At 66.8% G+C, this 21,878-nt stretch carries 16 protein-coding genes; 14 read left to right on the top strand and 2 right to left on the bottom strand.

Annotated features, from left to right (window positions below; genetic code table 11):
* Window positions 1–21 precede the first annotated feature (21 nt).
* From BDO18943_RS12680 to BDO18943_RS12640, 9 genes are all read left to right on the top strand, one after another.
* Entirely contained in the window at window positions 22–1,059 is a 1,038-nt protein-coding gene (locus tag BDO18943_RS12680) for an agmatine deiminase family protein (RefSeq protein WP_175022554.1), read from the top strand.
* Between the two features lie 46 nt (window positions 1,060–1,105).
* Entirely contained in the window at window positions 1,106–2,020 is a 915-nt protein-coding gene (gene aguB, locus BDO18943_RS12675; protein WP_175022553.1) for an N-carbamoylputrescine amidase, read from the top strand.
* 10 nt (window positions 2,021–2,030) lie between these two features.
* The gene (locus BDO18943_RS12670) at window positions 2,031–3,143 is read left to right on the top strand and encodes a polyamine ABC transporter substrate-binding protein (protein ID WP_235995969.1); all 1,113 of its coding nucleotides are present in this window, start codon (window positions 2,031–2,033) and stop codon (window positions 3,141–3,143) included.
* A gap of 76 nt (window positions 3,144–3,219) precedes the next feature.
* Window positions 3,220–4,332 carry an agmatine deiminase family protein gene (locus BDO18943_RS12665; protein ID WP_175022552.1) on the top strand — a complete coding sequence of 371 codons (1,113 nt, stop codon included), beginning with the start codon at window positions 3,220–3,222 and terminating at the stop codon, window positions 4,330–4,332.
* Between the two features lie 150 nt (window positions 4,333–4,482).
* Complete coding sequence (locus BDO18943_RS12660; protein ID WP_175022551.1) at window positions 4,483–6,003, top strand: agmatine deiminase family protein; 1,521 nt, start codon at window positions 4,483–4,485, stop codon at window positions 6,001–6,003.
* 277 nt (window positions 6,004–6,280) lie between these two features.
* Window positions 6,281–6,973, top strand: a complete 693-nt coding sequence (locus tag BDO18943_RS12655; RefSeq protein WP_175022550.1) for an alpha/beta hydrolase — start codon at window positions 6,281–6,283, stop codon at window positions 6,971–6,973.
* Window positions 6,974–7,198: 225 nt separating this feature from the next.
* Window positions 7,199–8,014, top strand: coding sequence for an ABC transporter substrate-binding protein (locus tag BDO18943_RS12650; protein WP_175022549.1), 816 nt, complete (start codon window positions 7,199–7,201; stop codon window positions 8,012–8,014).
* A 97-nt stretch (window positions 8,015–8,111) separates the two neighbouring features.
* Window positions 8,112–8,834 (top strand): amino acid ABC transporter permease, encoded by a 723-nt coding sequence (locus BDO18943_RS12645; RefSeq protein WP_175022548.1) that lies wholly within the window; start codon window positions 8,112–8,114, stop codon window positions 8,832–8,834.
* Between the two features lie 2 nt (window positions 8,835–8,836).
* The gene (locus BDO18943_RS12640; protein ID WP_175022547.1) at window positions 8,837–9,562 is read left to right on the top strand and encodes an amino acid ABC transporter permease; all 726 of its coding nucleotides are present in this window, start codon (window positions 8,837–8,839) and stop codon (window positions 9,560–9,562) included.
* A gap of 145 nt (window positions 9,563–9,707) precedes the next feature.
* Here the strand turns inward: BDO18943_RS12640 and BDO18943_RS12635 are convergent, their stop codons facing one another.
* A complete protein-coding gene (locus BDO18943_RS12635) occupies window positions 9,708–10,970 on the bottom strand; it encodes a M23 family metallopeptidase (protein ID WP_175022546.1) in 1,263 nt (420 codons plus the stop codon).
* 338 nt (window positions 10,971–11,308) lie between these two features.
* The gene (locus BDO18943_RS12630; RefSeq protein ID WP_175022545.1) at window positions 11,309–11,956 is read right to left on the bottom strand and encodes a TetR family transcriptional regulator; all 648 of its coding nucleotides are present in this window, start codon (window positions 11,954–11,956) and stop codon (window positions 11,309–11,311) included.
* Between the two features lie 150 nt (window positions 11,957–12,106).
* Between BDO18943_RS12630 and BDO18943_RS12625 the strand changes: the two genes are divergently transcribed.
* From BDO18943_RS12625 to BDO18943_RS12605, 5 genes are all read left to right on the top strand, one after another.
* The gene (locus BDO18943_RS12625) at window positions 12,107–13,306 is read left to right on the top strand and encodes a MexX/AxyX family multidrug efflux RND transporter periplasmic adaptor subunit (protein ID WP_175022544.1); all 1,200 of its coding nucleotides are present in this window, start codon (window positions 12,107–12,109) and stop codon (window positions 13,304–13,306) included.
* A 20-nt stretch (window positions 13,307–13,326) separates the two neighbouring features.
* Window positions 13,327–16,464: a multidrug efflux RND transporter permease subunit gene (locus tag BDO18943_RS12620; protein ID WP_175022543.1), complete on the top strand. Its 3,138-nt coding sequence runs from the start codon at window positions 13,327–13,329 to the stop codon at window positions 16,462–16,464.
* Window positions 16,464–17,924, top strand: coding sequence for an efflux transporter outer membrane subunit (locus BDO18943_RS12615; RefSeq protein WP_175022589.1), 1,461 nt, complete (start codon window positions 16,464–16,466; stop codon window positions 17,922–17,924). Before BDO18943_RS12620 ends, BDO18943_RS12615 begins: the two co-directional genes overlap by 1 nt.
* Before the next feature lie 849 nt (window positions 17,925–18,773).
* Window positions 18,774–19,286, top strand: a complete 513-nt coding sequence (locus BDO18943_RS12610) for a fimbrial protein (protein ID WP_175022542.1) — start codon at window positions 18,774–18,776, stop codon at window positions 19,284–19,286.
* 89 nt (window positions 19,287–19,375) lie between these two features.
* On the top strand, window positions 19,376–21,862 hold the full coding sequence (locus tag BDO18943_RS12605) for a fimbria/pilus outer membrane usher protein (RefSeq protein WP_456151296.1): 2,487 nt from the start codon (window positions 19,376–19,378) through the stop codon (window positions 21,860–21,862).
* Window positions 21,863–21,878: the final 16 nt, after the last annotated feature.

The raw sequence follows: 21,878 nt of genomic DNA, 5'->3' as shown, positions 1-21,878 counted from the left end.
AATCACAACGGAGACGGAACGATGGGTCGCTTTGATGCTCGCCAGCGCGGTTACCGGATGCCCGCGGAATGGGAATCCATGGATGCCACGTGGCTCGGATGGCCGGTTCTCCACGATCGCGAGGATCTGTGGGGGAGCCATTACGCGCAGGTGTGCCGCGAGTTCGCGCTGGTCGCGCGGACAATCGCCCGCTACCAGCGCTGCGTGGTGGCCGCGCACCACAGCCAGGCCGATACCGCGCGGGAAATGGTCGGTGCGAGCGTCGACGTGCTGCCGGTCGCGGCCGAGGACAACTGGCTGCGCGACTGCGGGCCGGTCTTCCTCGTGAGCGAACAGCGCGGGCTGGGTGCGGCCGTGTTCCGCTTCAACTGCTGGGGCGAGAAGTACCAGCCATACGACGGCTGCCAGCAGGCCGGGCAGGACATCGCGCGTGCGGCCGGCGCGGAGATCTTCAATTCGCACATGGTGCTGGAAGGCGGCTCGTTCTATGTCGACGGGCAGGGCACGCTGATCACCACCGAGAGCTGCCTGCTGCATCCGAATCGCAATCCGCACCTGAGCCGCGCGGAGATCGAGACGGAGCTGCGCCGGATGCTGGGCGTTGAGAAGATCATTTGGCTGCCGGGCAATCCGGACGAAGTGGAGACGAACGGGCACGTGGACGGCATCGCGTCGTTCATCGCACCCGGCCGGATGCTGTGCCAGACCGCGCTGCCGGAGCAGGGCGACTATTTTCACGTGATGCGGGAAAACCGACGCGCGCTGGAACTCGCGACCGACGCGGCGGGGCGCCGCTTCGAGCTGCTCGACCTGCCGTCGCCGATCGTCACCGAACGCTTCGGCTCCGAGCGCTACTGCGATTGCTATGCGAACTACATCCTGGTGAACGGCGCGGTGATCGTGTCCGCGTTCGGCGTCGAGCAGGATCAGGCCGCGCGCGAGGCATTCAGTCGCGCGTTCCCGGGGCGTAACGTGGAGATGCTGCCGATTCCGACGCTGTCGATCGGCGGCGGCAGCATCCACTGTTCGACGCAGCAGCAGCCATCCGTCGCGAACTGAGCGACGTTTCGTCAGCGGTTTCCGGTACCACCGAGGAGCAATCGCAATGCCGTCCAAGCACATCACCGTCGCCGCCGTCCAGATGGCGTCGGGCAGCTGGAATCTCGAAGACAACATGGCCACCGCGGAGCGCCTGATCCGCGCGGCCGCCGCACAGGGCGCGAATCTCGTGCTGTGCCCGGAGCTGTTCGCGATGCCGTACTTCTGCCTCGATCAGAACGTGCGCCATCTCGAACTCGCGCAGCCATTCGAAGGCAACGCGCAGATCGCCCGTTTCGCGGCGCTGGCCGGCGAGCTCGGCATCGTGCTGCCGATCGGCTTCTTCGAGCGCGCGGGCAATGCCGCGTACAACTCGGTCGCCGTGGCGGACGCGGACGGGCGCGTGCTCGGCGTTTATCGCAAGACGCATATCCCGGACGGGCCGGGCTATACGGAGAAGTTCTATTTCACGCCGGGCGACACCGGCTTCAAGGTGTGGGACACGCGCTTCGGCCGGATCGGCATCGGCATCTGCTGGGACCAGTGGTATCCGGAGACGGCGCGCAGCCTCGCGCTGATGGGCGCCGAGATCCTGTGCTTCCCGACCATCATCGGCTCGGAGCCGTTCAGCAGCGAGTTCGATTCGTCCGGCCACTGGCAGCGCACGATGCAGGGCCACGCAGCCGCCAACATGGTGCCGGTGGTGGCCGCGAACCGGATCGGCCGCGAAGTCGGCTTCGGCAACGGCAATCCGGAGCAGCAGGGGCTCACCGGCGTGTTCTACGGGTCGAGCTTCATCGCGGATCATACCGGCGAGAAGCGGGCCGAGGCGAGCCGCACCGACGAAGCCGTGCTCGTGCATACGTTCGATCTCGATGCGATCCGTGCCGACCGGCAATCGTGGGGCTTTTTCCGCGATCGCCGCCCGGAGATGTATCGCACGTTGCTGACCAGCGACGGCGTGTCGTCGTGTTATCGATGAGGGAAGCACGATGAAACGAACAGGATGGTTGCGCTTCGCGGCGTCGGGCCTCGCGCTGTGCGTGCTGGCCGGCGCGGCCCGCGCCGACGAAGAGAAGGTGCTGAACCTGTACAACTGGAGCAATTACTTCGCGCCGGATACGCTGGCCGGCTTCGAGAAGGAAACCGGCATCAAGGTGCGCTACGACGCGTACGACAGCGACGAGACGCTGCAGTCGAAGCTGCTGACCGGTAACAGCGGCTACGACCTCGTGTGGCCGACCAACGACTTCATGGCCAAGCAGATCCAGGCCGGCGTGTTTCGCAAGCTCGACAAGAACCGGCTGCCGAACCTGAAGTATCTCGATCCGTCGCTGCTGAAGCAGATGGCGCAATCCGATCCGGGCAACCAGTACGGCGTGCCGTACATGTGGGGCACCGTGGGCGTCGGCTACGACCGTGCCAAGGTGCGCGGGATCCTCGGCAAGGACATGCCGGCCGACAGCCTCGACCTGCTGTTCAAGCCGGAGATCGCGTCGCGCGTGGCCGCGAAGTGCGGGCTGGGGCTGCAGGATTCCGCGAGCACCGTGCTGCCGCTGGCGCTGCGCTATATCGGCCGCGATCCGATGCATCCGTCCGCGCAGGACTATGCGGCCGCGCAGGCGATGCTGATGAAGATCCGGCCGTTCATCCGCGAGTTCGTCAATTCGTCCGATTCCAACGAACTGATCGACGGCGAGCTGTGCGTGACGGTCGGCTTCTCCGGCGCGATCAACCTGGCCGCGCAGAAGGCGAAGGCACGCGATCCGAAACGCGACGTCGTGTACGACATTCCGCGGATCGGCACCCTGATGTGGTTCGACGCGATGGTCATTCCGGCCTCCGCGAAACATCCGGACAACGCGCATGCGTTCATCAACTACATCCTGCGCCCGGACGTGATCGCGAAGATCTCGAACTCGACGCGCTACGCGAATGCGAACCAGGGCGCGCTGAAGCTGATGGATCCGGCGTTGGTGCGCGATCCGGGCATCTATCCGGACGAGGCGACGCGGCGTACGCTGTTCACGCCGATCGCCGAATCGCCGGCCGCGATGCGTCTTGAAGGCCGGACCTGGCTTGGCTTCAAGACGGCGCGACCTTGACCGCGCATCACGAAGTCACCGAACGATTGAAACAAGCGAAGCAAACGAAGTAACCGGCACGAGAAAGAGGAATGCCATGACAACGAGACGTCAACTGTTGAAACGCGGCCTGTCCGTATCGGGTGCGGCGCTGGCCGCCAGCGCGCTGGGCGGGATGCTCGGCCGCGCCGCGCATGCGCAGCAGGGCGCAACCTGGCACATGCCGGACGAGGGTGCGCCGCACACGGCGACCTGGATGGCGTTCGGCCCGAGCGAGGACATCTGGGGCGCGCGGCTGTTGCCCGTCGCGCGTGCGAACCTGGCCGCGATCGCGAAGGCGATTGCCGCGCACGAGCCGCTCAAGATGCTGGTGCGTGAGGAGGACTACGCGGTCGCGTCGCGGCTGTGCGGTTCGTCGGTCGAGCTCGTCCAGCATCCGGTCGACGACCTGTGGATGCGCGACACGGGGCCCGTGTTCGTGAAGAACGCGTCGGGCCAGCTCGGCGGCGTGAGCTTCAATTTCAACGGCTGGGGCAACAAGCAGGAACACGACCAGGACGCGGAAGTCGCGCCGTTCGTGGCGGAGCGCGCCGGGGCACGGCTGGTCGACACGAAGCTCGTGCTGGAAGGCGGCGGCATCGAGGTGGACGGTGAGGGCACGGCGATCATCACGCGCAGCTGCGTGCTCAACCGGAACCGCAATCCGGGCGTCAGCCAGGCACAGTGCGAGGCGGAGCTGAGCCGGCTGCTCGGGCTGAAGAAGATCATCTGGTTGCCGGGCATCGCAGGCAAGGACATCACCGACGGGCATACCGACTTCTACGCGCGCTTCACGAGCCCGGGTGTCGTGGTAGCCGGGCTCGACACGGATCCGTCGTCGTACGACCATGCGGTGACGCGGCAGCATCTGGAGATCCTGCGGAAATCCACCGATGCGAAGGGCCGCCCGCTGAAGGTCGTCGTGCTGCCGGGGCCGAAGACCGTCCGGCATCAATACGAGAACGCGGAGTTCGCGGCCGGTTACATCAACTTCTACGTGTGCAATCGCGCGGTGATCGCGCCGGAGTTCGGCGACAGTCGCGCCGACCGCAATACGCGCGACACGCTCGTCGACCTGTTTCCCGGCCGCGAAGTCATCCAGCTGAACATCGACGGCATCGCCGCGGGCGGCGGCGGCATCCACTGCACGACGCAACAGCAGCCGGCCTGAGCACGGCCATGGGCCGGCATGCGTGACCGGCCCGCACGACCGTAGCAGGCGGCAGTTCGTTCCGGACTACTGAAAACAATGCGGAATCCGTCTTGCGAGACGGAAGCCGGCGCGCGCGCGTGCGCGCCGACCGCGCAATGGAGTTGAAACATGACGAAACGACGTACCCACGCGAGCGCAGGCAAGCGTACGCAGCATGCGCCGGATACCGGCCGGCGCGGCTTCATCCGATATTCGGCCGCTTTTCTCGGCTTGCCGCTGCTGGGCAGCCTGACTGCTTGCGGTGGTGGCGGCGACGGTGCATCCGGCGCGGCTTCCACGTCGCCAGGCACGACACCCGGCACGACGCCGTCGACGCGTCCGGTCACGTACCGGCTGCCGGCAGAAGATGCGACGCACGCGTCGACCTACATGGCGTTCGCGTCCGGCGCGGACGGCATCTGGTTGCCGGTCACGCCGCAAAGCACGGACGCCGGCATCGACCGCGTGCGTGCCGACCTGATGGACGTCGCGAAGGCGATCGGCGCGACCGAACCGGTCGACATGCTGGTGCTGCCGGCCGATCTCGACGCGGCCCGCGCGCTGCTCGCGACCGCGAGCGTCGCGAACCCCGACCTGCATGCGCGCTACGCGGCACGCGCCGCGGGCGGGATCAACCTCGTGCCGCTCGCCGACGGCTTCAACGATTTCTGGGTGCGCGACACAGGGTGCCTGTTCGTCAGGGATACGACGAACGACAATGCGCTGAATGCGGTCGGCTTCAATTTCAACGGCTGGGGCAACGCGAACACCGACGGCGCCGGCATGAGCCCCGGCGCGACGGTCCCGCCGGAAGTCGCGGCCGCGAGCAACCGTTCGAAGGCGGGCAAGTTCTTCCAGCCGTTCGGTCGCGACAAGGCGGTGGCGGGCTGGATGGCGCAGCGGAAAGGCGCGAACCTGATCCGCAGCACGTTGACGCTCGAAGGCGGCGCGATCGAATTCGACGGCGACGCGACGGCGATCCTCACCGAGTCGTCCGTGCTGCACGTGAACCGGAATCGGCAGCTGTTCGACATCCCGAACGGCGTGATCGCGAATGCGACGCTGCTGCCGACGGCGAAAGACACGGTGCTCGCCGAACTGCGGCGCACGCTCGGCGTGCGGAAGATCATCTGGCTGCCGGGCACCGCGACCTATCCGCGTGGCAGCGGCGTGGGCGGCGCCGGCGGCGCGGCGACCCCGGCCGGCGAGACCGACATCACGAACGGGCACGTCGACTTCTACGCGCGCTTTCTCGCGCCCGGCGTGGTCGCGTGCTGTTACGACGCGTCGAATTCGACCGGCGAACGCGCGTTGACGGACGCCAACCGGCAACGGCTCGCGGGCCAGACCGATGCGAACGGCCGGCCGCTGAAGATCGTCGAGCTGGTGCCGCCGGTCAATTTCGGCACGTCGGCCGGCACGAGCCTGAACGAGCGGCAGATGTCGCATTTCGCGGCCGGCTACATCAACTTCTATACCTGCAACGGCGCGATCGTGATGCCGAAGTTCAACGATGCGGCAGCCGACGCGGCCGCAGTCGCCGCGATCCGGCCGTATGCGGGGAACCGGGCGATCGTGCAGGTCGACATCCTCGGCATCGCGTCGGGCGGTGGCGGCATCCACTGCTCGACCCGCGAAGTGCCCGCGTGAGCGTGTCCCGTCATATCGATATTGAAATCGATTCGTTGTCCATGACGGGCGAATTCCTTAATCTGGGCCCGTAGTTCGTGTGACACCTCCTTGACTGGGATTCGCGCCCGCTGCTTGCAGCGGGCGTCTTTTTTTGTGCGCTGCATCTCACGCCGGCCCCGGCGGGGTTGGTCGCGTGCGGCCGCTCGCCTATGCTGGTTGCTGCATGTCCGCGCGACGGTCCGGATCGGCCGGGCCGGTGACGGTTCGATGACATGCCACGTCAAGGAGAAACACGATGAGCAAACCCGCGATCGTGCTCGTGCACGGCTTCTGGGGCGGCGCCGCGCACTGGGCGAAAGTGATCGTCGAACTCGCGCGCAAGGGCCATACATCGCTGCATGCGGTCGAGGTGCCGCTGACGTCGCTCGCCGATGACGCCGAACGCACGCGCAAGATGGTCGCGCAACAGGCCGGCCCCGTGCTGCTGGTCGGCCATTCGTACGGCGGCGCGGTGATCAGCGAGGCCGGCAACCTGCCGAACGTCGCGGGCCTTGTGTTCATCGCCGCGTTCGCGCCGGACGCCGGTGAAAGCCCCGGCGGGATCACGCAGGAACACCTGCCGGCGGCCGCGCCGAACCTCGCCCCCGACAGCGACGGCTATCTGTGGATCAAGCCCGACAAATTCCACGAGAGCTTCTGCCAGGATCTTTCGTCAGACGAAGCGCTCGTGATGGCCGTCACGCAGAAGGCGCCGGTGGCGAGCACGTTCGCGGACACCGTTCAGGCGCCCGCTTGGCGCGTGAAGCCGTCGTGGTACCAGATCTCGAGCGAGGACCGGATGATCGCGCCTGAAAACCAGCAGCGGATGTCGGCGCGGATGGGCGCGCGCAAGGTCATCACGCTCGATGCGAGCCATGCGTCGCTTGCGTCGCAACCGGTGGCGGTCGCGGCGCTGATCGACGAGGCGGCGACGGCGCTCGCCGGGTGATGCGCGGCAAGCGGGAAGGGGCGCGTGGCGGGCAGTGCCATGCCACGCCCGCGGCCCACGTGGCTCATCACGAAACCCGCTGAGCAAAGCACCATTTGTTGGTTCGGAATTACCGCACGCGCTGATACGTTAGCGGCTTCGCGACGACACACTCCATCGCGATGTTCTTCGAACCGGGCCGCCGCGCGATCCGCGGCGGCCTTCATAACAAAACAGGTCATGCTCATGAAATTCCACACGCTCGCTACGTGGCTCGTCGGGGCCGCGCTCATTACCGCAGGCACCGTCGCGCATGCGGACCGTCTCGACGACATCAAGAAAGCCGGCGTGCTGCGCGTCGCGACGTTCGACAGCAACCCGCCGTTCGGCTATGTCGACGGCAAGAGCAATCACATCGTCGGCCTCGACGTCGACTATGCGAAGGCACTCGCCGACAAGCTCGGCGTGAAGCTGCAACTCCAGCCGACCAACCCCGCGAACCGCATTCCGTTCCTGACGTCCGGCAAGGTCGATCTCGTGCTCGCGAACTTCACGATCACCGACGAGCGCGCGAAGCAGGTCGACTTCAGCATTCCGTATTTCTCGTCGGGCCAGCAGTTTCTCGCGAAGAAGGGCGTGCTGAAATCGGCCGACCAACTGAACGCGCTGCGCGTCGGTGCCGACAAGGGGACGACCAACGAGATCACGCTGCGCGAGAAATTCCCGAAGGCGACGATCGTCGCGTACGACGACACGCCGTTCGCGTTCGCCGCGCTGCGCGCCGGCAACGTGCAAGCGATCACGCAGGACGGCCCGAAGCTGATCGGCTTGCTCGCGAACGTGCCCGACAAGCAGAACTACGAGATCCCGGCGTTCACGATCTCGAACGACTACATGGGCGTCGGCGTGCCGAAGGGCGAGACGCGCCTGCTCGGCTTCGTCAACGACACGTTGAAGGGGCTCGAGGCGAACGGCCACGCCGTGCAGATCTACGACGCATGGTTCGGGCCGACGACGAAGACGCCGCTCACGCGCATCTTCCGGATCGGCGACAAGACCTGATCCGCTTCCTCGCACGCGCGCCGCGCTCGGCTGGACCCTCGGCCTCGCGGCGCTTTCCGTTTTCTTCCGATCGCGCGCTTCGCGCCCGCAACACAGCATGCTCGGGTTGGCTCCCAAATATCTGTCCTGGCTCTGGCAGGGCTTCCTGCTGACGCTTGGCCTCGCGGCCGCGTCGGCCGTCGCCGCGACCGCCGGCGGGCTGCTGCTGGCGGTGATGCGGCATGCACGGGGCATGGCGCCGCGCACGGTCGCGGCCGCGTACGTCGTCACGTTCCGCAACACACCGCTGCTCGTGCAGTTGCTGTTCTGGTATTTCGGTGTCGCGTCGCTGCTGCCCGACACGTGGATCGCGTGGCTGAATGCGCGCCATGCGTTGAGCATCGGCCCGTTCACGCTCGCATGGCCGTCGTTCGAATTCGTTGCGGGCTGGGTCGGGCTGAGCGCCTATACGGCCGCATTCGTCGCCGAAGAGTGTGAAGCCGGCCTGCGCGGCGTGCGGCGCGCGCAGCACGATGCGGCGGCCGCGCTCGGCCTCACGCCGATGCAGTCGCTGCGTTACGTGGTGCTGCCGCAGGCGGTGCGCATCGCGTTGCCGCCGCTGTTCGGCCAATACATGAATCTCGTGAAGAACTCGTCGCTCGCGATGGCGATCGGCGTGGCCGAGCTGTCGTATGCATCGCGGCAGGTCGAGACCGAGACGTTCAAGACGTTCGCCGCATTCGGCGTCGCGACCGTGCTGTACGTCGCGGCGGTGGCCGCGATCGAGGCGGGCGCGTATGCGGCGACGCAATGGCGCGACCGGCTGGGAGCGGGGCGCTGACGATGGATTTTTCGCTGCTGCTCGCCAATCTGCCGTACCTGCTCGTCGGCGCATTTCCGGAAGGGCCGCTCGGCGGGGCCGCGCTGTCGCTGCTGCTCGCGATCGCGTCGGCCGTCGCATCGGCCGTGCTCGGCATCGCGCTCGGCGTTGCGATGGCGCTCGCGCGCGGGCCGGCGCGCGTGCTGTTACTCGCGTTCATCGGCTTCTTCCGCGCGATTCCGGTGCTGATGCTGATTTTCTGGACCTACTTCCTGATGCCGATGCTGCTGCACATGGACGTGCCGGGGCTCGCGACGGTCGTGTGCGCGCTCGCGCTGATCGGCGGCGCGTATCTCGCGCACGCGGTGCATGCGGGCATCGTCGCGGCGGGCGACGGGCAATGGCAGGCCGGGCTGTCGCTCGGGCTCACGCGCTGGCAGACGGTGCGCTTCGTGCTGCTGCCGCAGGCGATCCGGATCATGACGCCGTCGTTCGTCAACCAGTGGGTCGCGCTCGTGAAGGACACGTCGCTTGCCTATATCGTCGGCGTGCCGGAGCTGTCGTTCGTCGCGACGCAGGTGAACAACCGGCTGATGGTGTATCCGGCGCCGATCTTTCTGTTCGTTGCGCTGATCTATCTGGTGCTGTGCACGTCGCTCGACGGCGCGGCACGCTGGCTGCTGTCGCGGGGCCCGCGCGCGGAACGCGCTGCGCAGGTGGCGGGCGAGTGTACGGAACCCGCACGATAAAGGCAGTTTGCGGCTGTCTCGCGATGCCGGTGAGGATGTGTCGGTGAACCTGCGTAGCCGACAGCCCGCCGGGCAGGGCGGACAAGAACGGTAGAGGGCCTGCCGCGCGCCGCTGCTCGTCGAGCGACGGCGCGTGGCAGGTGCATCACGACGCGGAGTAACGCGTATTGAAGACCGCGCGCAGCGTCGAGGAGTCGGTCGCGAAATCGCCCCACAGCGGCCCGTCGTTCTGCGCGAACGCGAACGGCGCCGTATTGATCGACGCGAGGCGGAAGCGCCATTGCGCCGCTTCCTGGCGAAAGGCGGTGAGCTGCATGTCGGACAGCGCCGTCTGCGCGCTCGCGAGCGTGACGAGCGGATCGACCGGATTGTTCGCGACGCGCACCTCGAAGTGCAGGTGCGGGCCCGTCGCGGCGCCGGTCATCCCGACCGAGCCGATGCGCTGGCCCTGCTTCACGGTCTCGCCCGTCTTGAGGTCGTGCGCGAACGCGGACAGGTGCGCGTAGTAGGTCGAGTAACCATCGGCGTGATCGACGATCACGTAGCGGCCGTAGCCACCCGGATCGGTGCCGACGAACGACACGACGCCGTCGGCCGCCGCGTCGACGGGCGTGCCGGTCGGCGCGGCGAGATCGACGCCCGTGTGGAACGCCATCGCCTGCGACAGCGGATGGATGCGCTCGCCGAAGAACGAGCTGATGCGCGTCCACTTGACCGGCATCGTGAAGGCGGCGGCTTCGAGCGGCGAGCCGTCGAGCGCGTAATACGCGCCGTGCTCGGCGCCCGGTGCGCGGAACCAGATCGCGCCGAACGTGCGGCCGGCGACGCGCAGTTCGAGCGCGGTGAGGCGCGGTGTGCCGTCGTTCGTATCGAACGCGACGCGGTAATAGTCGCCGCGCTGCGCGCTCGCCCGCATCGCGACCTTGCCGCTGACGAGATCGCCGAGCTGGATGCGCACCTCGGGCGGCACGTCGAGACGGTTCAGCGTATCGGACAGCGTGAGCTCGATATCGCCCGCGCGCATGCCGTGCTGGTTTGCAGGGGCCGCGAACTGGAACAGGCTCGCATAGCCGAGCATGTCGTTGCGGTGTGCGCTGAGCGGTGCGAACAGGCCCGGCTGCTGGCTGCGGTCGTGGCGTTCGCCAGCATCGTTAGGCTCGCCGAGCGTGCGGGCAAGCTCGCTCGTCACGAAATGCTGCGCGGTGGGAAACGGCGTGTCGGACAGCACGCGCTGCGGCAGCGCGGCCGTGCCCGAGTCGACGGCGCCCGGCAATTGCGACACGGCCGGCAGTGCGGCGAGGCCGAGGGCGGCGAGGGTGCCGAGCACAGCGGCCGGCACGAGCGCGCGCGCAATGCGCTGCGCGCGGCCGGGCGCGAAAGCATCAGGGGTAGCGGCAGACTTGACCAAGGTGTCCACATCCAGGAAAGCGGTTCAAAGGGGTGTGGGCAGGGGCCACCGGCGGCACAGCCGTCGGGCAGCGACGGGGCGGGCGGTGGGCGTGCAACAAAACAGGCCCCGCCAGGGGCCTGTGTCGTTTCCGTTCGACCCAACGCGCGGGGCGGGCCCGCTTCGAACGGCGGCGTGCATACCGGGTCGTACCCGGTTATCACGAAGACGCTAAAGAAAGATGACAGCGTCAGTCTACCGATGTTCCGCAAAACGTTAAAAATTTTAAAGGGGGTCAGCTCATTCGTTTCGCAGTGCGGTAAATCGGGTTAAATCAGCATTTATTACGACAATTTCAATCAGGCCGGCAATTTGTGCGCGCGGCTGCGCAACGCGGCGGACGTGCGCACGGTGTCGAAGCCGGCGTCGAGCATGGCCTCGGCGTCGTTCCACAGGTTGCCGCGCAGCCGGTTGGTCCAGATCATCGACGCGAACACGCCTTCGAGCAGCGACACGAGATAGACGGCGGCCAGATGCACGTCGAGATCGGCGGCGATTTCGCCGGCCGCGATCGCGCGGCGCAGCAGTGCCTTCGTGATCCGCAGCATCTGCAATTCGAGCAGCATGCGGCGCCGCTGCAGCGCGCCGTTCTCTTCGCTCTGCTCGCACTTCGTATAGAGGATCACGAGCACGCGCTGCATCGGGCCCGGCTCGCCGCATTCCTGCAGATAGTGCGATGCGGCGTGCCGCAGCGTGGCGAGCGGCGGCAGCCCGTCGCCCGCGTCGAAGCCTTCCGACGTGCGCGCGAACGCGCGGTCGCACATCGCGAGACACACTTCCATCTTGTTGCGGTAGTGGCCGTAGACGGCGCCGCGCGACATCCCGGCGGCCTCGGCGAGATCCGCCATCGCGGTTTGCGCCACGCCTTTCTCGAGCAGCACGAGCTCGGCGGCGTCGAGGATCCGGTGCTTGATGGCGAGCGATTCTTCGCGGGTCTTGCGGGCCATGTCCTGAGATTCCTTACAGTTCGCTGTCGTTTTATTGAGACAGTGTGACGGTCAGATTGAAGTGGTGTGTATTTAATCAGTCGTGACTGATTATAATCGGCCACCCTGAGCTGCCGCATTTTATCGGCGGCGATCGATCCGAGGTCATACATGAATAACAATCGCTCCCTGATGCGCCACCGGCTGGCGCCGTTCGCGCTGGTGGCCGTGCTGGCCCTGGCCGGATGTGGAAAGGGCGACAAGGACACCGCGCCGGAGACCGCGAAACAGGCCACGGTCGTGACGGTGCATCCGACGGCCGTGCCGATGACCGTCGAATTGCCGGGCCGGCTCGACGCATACCGGCAAGCGGAAGTACGCGCACGGGTCGCGGGCATCGTGACAGCACGCACCTATGAGGAAGGCCAGGAAGTGAAGCAGGGCGCGGTGCTGTTCCGCATCGATCCCGCGCCGCTGAAGGCCGCGCGCGATGCCGCGCAGGGTGCGCTCGCGAAGGCGCAGGCCGCCGCTCTTGCTGCGAGCGACAAGCGCCGCCGTTACGACGATCTCGTGCGCGACCGCGCAGTGAGCGAGCGCGACCACACCGAGGCCGTTGCCGACGACACGCAGGCGAAGGCCGACGTCGCGTCCGCGAAGGCGGAGCTCGCACGGGCACAGTTGCAGCTCGACTATGCGACCGTCACCGCGCCGATCGCGGGCCGCGCACGGCGCGCGCTCGTGACCGAAGGCGCGCTCGTCGGCCAGGACCAGGCGACGCCGCTCACGACCGTCGAGCAGCTCGATCCGATCTACGTGAACTTCTCGCAGCCGGCCGCCGACGTCGACGCGCTGCGCCGCGCGGTGAAGAGCGGGCGGGCAACGGGCATCGCGCAGCACGACATCGCAGTGACGCTGCTGCGCGCCGACGGCACCGCGTATCCGTTGAAGGGCAAGCTGCTGTTCAGCGATCTCGCGGTCGATCCGACCACCGACACGGTTGCGATGCGCGCGCTGTTCCCGAATCCGGAGCGCGAGTTGCTGCCGGGCGCGTATGTGCGGATCGCGCTCGACACAGCCGTCGACCAGCGGGCGATCCTCGTGCCGCGCGATGCGCTGCTGCGCACGACGGACCGCACGTCGGTGCGGGTCGTCGGCACGAACGGCAAGGTCAAGGACGTCGAGGTCGTGGCCGACCAGATGACCGGCCATGACTGGCGTATCACGCGCGGCCTCGCGGGCGGCGAGCGCGTGATCATCGACAACGCCGCGCAGTTCGCGCCCGAGACGGCCGTCAAGCCCGTCGAGCAGGCGCCGCCGTCGAAGGCGGCGCCGGCAGCAGCCGCTTCGCAGGCGGCCGCCCGTCAAACCTGACTGGTTAACACCACACCACCATGGCACGTTTCTTCATCGATCGCCCCGTCTTCGCGTGGGTGATCGCAATCTTCATCATGCTGGGCGGCGCATTCGCGATTCGCGCGCTGCCCGTGGCGCAGTACCCGGACATCGCACCGCCCGTCGTCAGCATCTATGCGACGTACCCGGGCGCGTCCGCGCAGGTCGTCGAGGAATCGGTGACCGCGCTGATCGAGCGCGAAATGAACGGCGCGCCGGGGCTGATGTACACGTCGGCCACCAGCAGCGCCGGGATGGCGTCGCTGTACCTGACGTTCAAGCAGGGCGTGAATGCCGATCTCGCGGCCGTCGAAGTGCAGAACCGGCTGAAGACGGTCGAGGCGCGGCTGCCCGAACCCGTGCGGCGTGACGGCATCCAGGTCGAGAAGGCCGCCGACAACATCCAGTTCGTGGTGTCGCTGACGTCCGACGACGGCCGGATGACCGGCGTGCAGCTCGGCGAATATGCGTCGGCGAACGTCGTGCAGGCACTGCGTCGTGTCGAGGGCGTCGGCAAGGTGCAGTTCTGGGGCGCCGAGTACGCGATGCGGATCTGGCCTGACCCGGTGAAGATGGCCGGGCACGGCCTCACCGCGTCCGATATCGCGTCGGCGGTGCGCGCACACAACGCGCGCGTGACGATCGGCGACATCGGCCGCACCGCGGTGCCGGCCAGCGCGCCGATCGCGGCGACCGTGTTCGCCGATGCACCGCTCAAGACGCCCGCCGATTTCGGCGCGATCGCGCTGCGCACGCAGGCCGACGGCTCCGCGCTGTACCTGCGCGACGTCGCACGCATCGAGTTCGGCGGCAACGACTACAACTACCCGTCGTACGTGAACGGCAAGGTCGCGACCGGGATGGGCATCAAGCTCGCGCCGGGCTCGAACGCGGTCTCCACCGAGAAGCGCGTGCGCGCCACGATGGACGAGCTGTCCGCGTATTTCCCGCCGGGCGTGAAGTACCAGATCCCGTACGAGACGTCGTCGTTCGTGCGCGTGTCGATGAACAAGGTCGTCACGACGCTGATCGAGGCCGGCGTGCTCGTGTTCCTCGTGATGTTCCTGTTCATGCAGAACCTGCGGGCGACGCTGATCCCGACGCTCGTCGTGCCGGTCGCGCTCGCGGGCACGTTCGGCGTGATGTATGCGGCGGGCTTCTCGATCAACGTGCTGACGATGTTCGGGATGGTGCTCGCGATCGGCATCCTCGTCGACGACGCGATCGTCGTGGTCGAGAACGTCGAGCGGCTGATGGTCGAGGAGGGGCTCGGGCCCTACGATGCGACCGTCAAGGCGATGAAGCAGATCAGCGGCGCGATCGTCGGGATCACCGTGGTGCTGACGTCGGTGTTCTTGCCGATGGCGTTCTTCGGTGGCGCGGTGGGCAACATCTACCGGCAGTTCGCGCTGTCGCTCGCGGTGTCGATCGGCTTCTCGGCCTTCCTCGCACTGTCGCTGACGCCCGCGTTGTGCGCGACGCTGCTCAAGCCGGTGTCCGGCGACCATCACGAGAAGCGCGGCTTCTTCGGCTGGTTCAACCGCTTCGTCGCGAGCTCGACGCAGCGCTACGCAACGCGCGTCGGCAAGATGTTGAAGAAGCCGGTGCGCTGGCTCGTCGTGTACGGCGCGCTGACCGGTGCCGCGGGGCTGATGCTCACGCAGCTGCCGACCGCGTTCCTGCCGGACGAGGACCAGGGCAACTTCATGGTGATGGTGATCCGCCCGCAAGGCACGCCGCTCGCGGAAACGATGCAGAGCGTGCGGGAAGTCGAGTCGACCATCCGCCGCGACGAGCCGGCCGCCTACACGTATGCGCTCGGCGGTTTCAACCTGTACGGAGAAGGGCCGAACGGCGGGATGATCTTCGTCACGCTGAAGAACTGGAAGGAGCGCAAGTCCGAAGACGCGCACGTGCAGGCGATCGTCGCGCGCATCAACGAGCGCTTCGCGGGCACGCCGAACACGACGGTGTTTGCGATGAACTCGCCGGCGCTGCCCGATCTCGGTTCGACGAGCGGTTTCGACTTCCGGCTGCAGAACCGCGGCGGGCTCGACTACGCGACGTTCAGCGCCGCGCGCGAGCAACTGCTCGCGACGGGCCGCGAGGATCCGGCGTTGACCGACCTGATGTTCGCCGGCACGCAGGACGCGCCGCAGTTGAAGCTCGACATCGATCGTGCGAAGGCCTCCGCACTCGGCGTGTCGATGGACGAGATCAACACGACGCTCGCGGTGATGTTCGGCTCCGACTATATCGGCGACTTCATGCACGGCACGCAGGTGCGGCGCGTGATCGTGCAGGCCGACGGGCTGCACCGGCTCGATCCGGACGACGTGAAGAAGCTGCGCGTGCGCAACACGCGCGGCGAGATGGTGCCGCTCGCGGCGTTCACGACGTTGCACTGGACGCTCGGGCCGCCGCAGCTCACGCGCTACAACGGCTTTCCGTCGTTCACGATCAACGGCTCGGCCGCGGAAGGCCACAGCAGCGGCGAGGCGATGGCCGCGATCGAGCGGCTCGCCGGGAAGCTGCCGGCCGGCACCGGCTACTCGTGGTCGGGGCAGTCGTTCGAGGAGCGGCTGTCGGGCGCGCAGGCGCCGATGCTGTTCGCGCTGTCGGTGCTCGTCGTGTTCCTCGCGCTCGCGGCGCTTTACGAGAGCTGGTCGATCCCGTTCGCGGTGATGCTGGTCGTGCCGCTCGGCGTGATCGGCGCGGTGCTCGGCGTCACGCTGCGGATGATGCCGAACGACATCTACTTCAAGGTGGGGCTGATCGCGACGATCGGGCTGTCCGCGAAGAACGCGATCCTGATCGTCGAAGTCGCGAAGGACCTGGTCGCGCAGCGCATGTCGCTCGTCGACGCGGCGCTCGAGGCCGCGCGTCTGCGGCTGCGGCCGATCGTGATGACGTCGCTCGCGTTCGGCGTCGGCGTGCTGCCGCTCGCGTTCGCGTCGGGCGCCGCGTCCGGCGCGCAGATGGCGATCGGCACCGGCGTGCTGGGCGGCGTGATCACGGCGACCGTGCTCGCGGTGTTCCTTGTCCCGCTGTTTTTCGTGATCGTCGGCCGCCTGTTCGACGTCGGCCCGCGCCGGCGCGGCGGGGTGCAGCCGGCGACGATGGAGGGTTCCCAATGATGTTTGCGCTCAATGCACGCGCCGCGCTGCGGGTTCAGGTAGCGCTGGCCGCCGCGCTTGCGCTGGCCGGCTGCACGCTTGCGCCGCGTTACGAGCGGCCGGCGGCGCCGGTGCCGGCTACCTATGCGCCGGTCGACGGCGGTGCCGCACCCGCGGCGGCCGCAACGTCGCCCGCCGCCGCCGCGCTGCTTGACGACTGGCGCACGTACTTTACCGATGCCGCGCTGCAGGCATGGATCGATGCGGCGCTCGCGAACAACCGCGACCTGCGGGTCGCGGCCGGCCGGCTCGAGGAAGCGCGTGCGCTGTACGGTGTGCAGCGCGCGGACCTGATGCCGTCGGTCGATGCGAATCTGGGCTATGACCGTGCGCGTCAGTACGATCCGGTCGTGCGCGAAAGCGCGATCAGCGGGCTGTATCGCGCGGGCGTCGGCATCAGCGCGTACGAGCTCGACCTGTTCGGCCGCGTGCGCAGTCTGTCCGACGCGGCGCTCGCCGAGTATTTCGCGACGGCCAACGCACAGCGCACGGTGCGTATCGGCGTGATTGCCGATGTGGCGGGCGCGTACGTCTCGGAGCGCGCGTTGCACGAACAGCTCGCGTTGGCGCAGCGTACGCTGGACGCACGCGAACGCATGGCCGCGCTCACGCAGCGCCGCTATGCAGCCGGCACGAGCGACGCGATCGAACTGCGCTCGGCCGAGATGCTGGTGGCCTCCGCGCGCGCGTCGCAGGCCGCACTGGAGCGCGAGCATGCGCAGTCCGTGCGGGCGCTGCAGTTGCTCGCGGGCGATTTCGCGCGCAACGCGCCCGGCGACACGACCGCGCTCGACACGCTGTCGATCGCGCCCGTGGCGCCCGGCGCACCGAGTGCGCTGCTCGAGCGGCGGCCGGACATCCGGCAGGCGGAGTCGCGGCTCAAGGCCGCCAACGCGCAGATCGGCGCCGCGCGCGCGGCGTTCTTCCCGCGCATCACGCTGACGACCGATTACGGCTCGGTCAGCGACGCATTCTCGGGCCTGTTTACCGGCGGCACGGGCGTGTGGACGTTCGCGCCGCGCATCACGCTGCCGATCTTCGCGGGCGGACGCAATCGCGCGAACCTCGACGTCGCGAACGCGCGCAAGCACATCGCGGTGGCCGAATACGAGAAGACGGTGCAGACCGCGTTCCGCGAAGTGGCCGACGCATTCGCCGCGCGCGACTGGATCGATCGCCAGCTTGCCGCGCAGCAGGACGTGTATGCGGCCGACGGCGCGCGGCTGAAGCTCGCGGAGCGCCGCTACGCGGGGGGTGTGGCGACGTATCTCGAACTGCTCGACGCGCAGCGCAGTACCTACGAGTCGGGGCAGGAGCTGATCCGGCTCAAGCAGCTCAGGCTCGCGAATGCGATCACGCTGTACCGCGCGCTCGGCGGCGGCTGGTCGCCGGTGTCGGCGGAGGCCGAGGCGTCCGCGTAATACCCGTCGCCTGACGCGGCAGCGCGCCAGGCGGCACAACGGCGGCGGTACGATGCGACGTGCCGCCGCCGCTTGCTTCGACCGATATCGCTGTTCTCGCGCTATCTTTCTCCACCGAATTTCCCCACCGACAGGCCGGCCAGGACGTTTGTCATCCTGCGGCAGCGCGCACATGTGCGTTCCGGAACGACCCGCGTCCGGCGACCGTTCGTGTCGCCGGACGCGCAAACGTGTGCGGTTCACTTTTCCTTTCTTCGCACCTGCGATGCGGCCCGAATGTCGGGTTCCGGCGGCCACGCAGGCACGCGCTTTCCGTTCCGGAATTGACGTCCGGATTAATCCATGTATTGGAAATAATGAGGGCGGCAAAGTGTCGCAGTAAAACGTTTGTATTTATATCGCAATCGTTTGCGCGAAAAAATTGGCTTGATTAAATCGCCGGTTAATTTCCTGTTTGTTGAAAATGATTTGATATTGGTGTTGCCGTATGACAACGATGGCGGAGCCGGACAATGTTTTGTCTTTTTCCGGAGGGATCTTGCGGGAGTCAATGCCAGCAAGGGTGAGCGGGGCAGTGTCGGTTGTCGTTCGAAAATTTCTTTAATCTTCAATTGCTTCCGAAAAATAAAGAAGGACTGCGGATAAAAATAAATGGATTGAAAATTGACAGGAAAGAATGTGAATTTAGAGGGGTGAATCGGACATTGTCAGAGGGATTTGACAATGATTTACAGAAAACTTTCATGTTTATCTCGATAATGCCGCCTCGTGACGGACGGGAGCCACCACACGCTGCCGTTTGTGTCCGCCACGTCATCTACTCCATTTGTACTCCTTACGGGTAACGTCATGAAAAAATCCCTCCTGACCGCTGTCGCACTCGCGGCCCTGTCGACCTCGGCTTTCGCAGCGGGCACCGGCACGATCAACTTCAAGGGCGAGATCGTCGCGGGCGCATGCGGCATCGATTCGGGTTCGGTCAACCAGACCGTGCAGCTCGGCAAGGTGCCGACCAACGCGTTCACGAAGGCTGGCGACAAGTCCCAGCCGGTTACGTTCCAGATCACGCTGACGGATTGCGACACCAGCGTGTCGAAGCAGGCGAAGTTCACGTTCACGGGCACGTCGAACGCAACGCAGCCGAAGCTGCTCGCAACGATCGGTTCCGCAACCAACGTCGGCATCCGTCTGCAGAGCGCGTCGGGTGAAGACCTCGACAACGGCGTCGAGCAAGCTGCGCCGACGCTGCTGTCGAAGGGCAACAACACCGTGACGTTCGGGGCGCGCTACGAAGCGACGGCTGCCGGCGTGACGCCGGGTACGGCCGACAGCGTCGCGAACTTCACGGTTCGCTACGAGTAAGCGCCTGTATCGGAGGAGGGGTGCATGCATCCCTTCCTCCCTCTTCTTTCCTTCCTGTTTTCTTCTCCTCGGACTTCCGGTAGCGCCGCGTGCGAATCAGACATTCCTTCCTTTGCGTCTCCGTGCTGGTTGTCGGCAGCCAGAGCCATGCGACGGAATTCAATTCGTCGTTCCTCGACATCGGCGGAACGAGCAACGTCGACCTGTCGCAGTTCTCGCAGCCCGACTTCACGCTGCCGGGCGAGTACATGCTCGACGTGCAGGTCAACGACCTGTTCCTCGGGCTGCAGGCGATCGAGTTCGTGGCCGTCGACGCGTCCGGCGCGGGCAAGCCGTGCCTGCGACCGGAACTCGTCGCGCGGTTCGGCCTGAAGCCGTCGCTTGCGAAGGACCTGCCGCGTTTCCAGGGCGGAAGCTGCGTCGACCTGACGGCGATCGAAGGGGCGACCGTGCGTTACCTGAAAAGCGACGGGCGGCTCAAGATCACGATTCCGCAGGCCGCGCTCGAGTTCACCGATTCGACCTACCTGCCGCCGGAGAACTGGTCCGAAGGGATTCCCGGCGCGATGCTCGACTATCGCGTGATCGCGAACACCAACCGCAGCTTCGGCGCGGCAGGCCGACAGACGAATTCGATCCAGGCCTACGGGACGATCGGCGCGAACTGGGACGCATGGCGCTTTCGTGGCGACTACCAGGCGCAGTCGAACGTCGGCAACACAGCGTACGCGGACCGAACGTTCCGCTTCAGCCGGCTTTACGCATTTCGCGCGCTGCCGTCGATCCAATCGACCGCGACGTTCGGCGACGACTACCTGAGCTCCGACATTTTCGACACGTTCGCGCTGACGGGCGCGTCGATCCGCAGCGACGACCGCATGCTGCCGCCGTCGTTGCGCGGCTATGCGCCGCTGATCTCGGGCGTCGCGCGCACCAACGCGACCGTGACCGTGTCGCAGGCAGGCCGCGTGTTGTACGTGACGCGCGTGTCGCCGGGCGCCTTTGCGCTGCAGAACATCAACACGAGCGTGCAGGGCACGCTCGACGTCGCGGTCGAGGAAGAGGACGGCAGCGTGCAGCGTTTCCAGGTGACGACGGCAGCCGTGCCGTTCCTCGCGCGTACCGGGCAATTGCGCTACAAGATGGCGCTCGGCAAGCCGCGCCAGTTCGGCGGCGCCGGCATTACGCCATTCTTCGGTTTCGGCGAAGTGGCATACGGCCTGCCGCTGGACTTCACCGTGTACGGCGGTTTCATCGCCGCGTCGGGCTATACGTCGATCGCGCTGGGCCTCGGTCGCGATTTCGGATCGTTCGGCGCGCTGTCGGCCGACGTCACGCATGCACGGGCGCGCCTGTGGTGGAACGGCGCGACACGCAACGGCAACTCGTACCGCGTCAACTATTCGAAGCACTTCGATACGCTCGATGCCGACGTGCGCTTCTTCGGCTACCGTTTTTCTGAGCGCGAGTACACGAACTTCGCACAGTTCACGGGCGATCCGACTTCATACGGCCTTGCCAACAGCAAGCAGCGCTATTCGGCGTCGATGTCTAAGCGCTTCGGCGACACGTCGACCTATTTCTCGTACGACCAGACGACCTACTGGGCGCGCGCGTCCGAGCAGCGCGTCGGCATCACGTTGACGCGCGCGTTCTCGATCGGCGCGCTGCGCAACGTGAGCGTGAACGTGTCGGCATTTCGCACGCAGAGCGCGGGCGCGAGCGGCAACCAGTTCTCCGTCACCGCGACGCTGCCGATCGGCGTCAAACACACCGTCACGTCGAACTTGACGACGGGCAGCGGCAGTACGAGCGTGAACGCCGGCTACATCTACGACGATGCGGACGGCCGTACCTACCAGATCAATACGGGCGCGACCGACGGTCGTGCATCGGCGAACGCGAGCTTCCGGCAGCGCTCGTCGACGTACCAGCTTACCGCGCAGGCGTCGACGCTTGCCAATTCGTATGCGGCCGCGTCGCTCGAGGTCGACGGCTCGTTCGTCGCGACGCAGTACGGCATCTCCGCGCACGCGAACGGCAACGCGGGCGATACGCGCTTGCTGGTGTCCACCGACGGCGTGCCCGACGTACCGCTGTCCGGCTCGCTCACGCATACCGATTCGCGCGGCTATGGGGTGCTCGACGGCATCTCGCCGTACAACGTGTACGACGCGACCGTCAACGTCGAGAAGCTGCCGCTCGAAGTGCAGGTGACGAACCCGATCCAGCGCATGGTGCTGACCGACGGCGCGATCGGCTTCGTGAAGTTCACTGCCGCGCGCGGTAGCAACCTGTACCTGACGCTGACCGATGCGGCCGGCAAGCCGATGCCGTTCGGCGCGTCCGTGCAGGACGCGGCGAACGGCAAGGAACTCGGCATCGTCGGCGAGGGCGGTGCAGCGTTCCTGACCCAGGTTCAGCCGAAATCCACGCTCGCGGTGCGGGCGGGCGAACGCACGCTTTGCACGGTCGACGCACTGCCGAACCAGCTTCAACTCGAAGGCACGCCGATTCCGGTGACGTGCCAGACACCCGGCGAGTCGCATGCAGCGGCTGCGCGGGTCGAACGATGATTTCACGGATCCAGCG

The organism is Burkholderia aenigmatica, from assembly GCF_902499175.1.
In the GTDB taxonomy this organism is placed as follows: Bacteria; Pseudomonadota; Gammaproteobacteria; order Burkholderiales; family Burkholderiaceae; genus Burkholderia; species Burkholderia aenigmatica.
This window is presented reverse-complemented; position numbering and strand designations above follow the sequence as displayed.